The 250-nt window shown below is 65.6% G+C and carries 1 pseudogene; it reads right to left on the bottom strand.

From position 1 onward, the window contains the following. Window positions 1-250: pseudogene (locus GSQ92_RS26475) on the bottom strand (hypothetical protein); the annotation flags it as partial.

Genomic DNA, 250 nt, shown 5'->3' with positions numbered 1-250 from the left:
CGTGCGGCGCGCCACTTCCTCCACGGACCCATAAGGTGAGCCATTGCCGGACCGCCGGACCTTCACGATCAACCGGCCCTCTTCCTCCGCAAGGCCCGTCGCTAGCCGCAGGCCAAGGCGCAGCGCGTGCTGGTCAGCGCTCCGTATTTCCGGCTCAAGCGTTGAGTCCCAGTCGCTCGCGTTGATGTCGACGGGCCGAACTTCGACCTCATGCGTCCTGGCGTCACCAACGATTTGCGCTGGCGCATAG

The organism is Acidisoma sp. S159, assembly GCF_009766125.1.
Classification (GTDB): Bacteria; Pseudomonadota; Alphaproteobacteria; order Acetobacterales; family Acetobacteraceae; genus Acidisoma.
The sequence above is the reverse complement of the archived record's forward strand: the minus strand, read 5'-3'. Positions and strand labels throughout refer to the sequence as shown.